The organism is Pseudomonas sp. L13 (assembly GCF_009935965.1).
Lineage (GTDB): Bacteria > Pseudomonadota > Gammaproteobacteria > Pseudomonadales > Pseudomonadaceae > Aquipseudomonas > Aquipseudomonas lactis.
Genome location: NZ_QODJ01000174.1, coordinates 1 through 525 on the forward strand (window position 1 = coordinate 1; position 525 = coordinate 525).

Sequence of the window (525 nt, forward strand, 5' to 3'; positions counted from 1 at the left end):
CTCTGAATATGACTGACAGTGAGCTGGTCTATACATTTACCCTCTTTTATACGCCTGAGGCTTTAGTAGGAACTCCCATTATAAGAACTGATGCAGCAGCTGTTGGAATCGAATGCCACTATTCAAGGTTGCACAATGTAAGCAGCAATGTTTTAAATCCCTCTTGGGTTCCTTTTGCTGCTACAAAGGTTGCAGAGGATGTTCTAGTATTCTCCCTGAGGCTCATGACCGATGACTGGACATTTGAGAGGCCATCCAATGAGTACTTCCTAGGGCAGTCTTTGAAAGTTGAGGCTTCTGTGAATCAGTACAACCATGTTCCTTTGCGCTTGTTTGTGGATGGCTGTGTGGCCACTGCGGTCCCTGATGTGAACTCCACTCCAAGATATTCCTTTATTGAGAACCATGGGTGCCTGGTTGATGCAAAGCTTACAGGTTCAACATCTAGTTTTATGCACCGTGTTCAGAATGACAAACTGCACTTCCAGTTGGAGGCTTTCAGATTCCTGCAGTCAAATAGTGCCC

1 protein-coding gene is annotated in these 525 nt (G+C 45.3%); it reads left to right on the top strand.

The genetic code is table 11. The annotated features are described in order from the left end of the window. The coding region (locus DK871_RS28540; protein ID WP_161907488.1) for a zona pellucida domain-containing protein at positions 1-525 on the top strand (525 nt) is incomplete at both ends.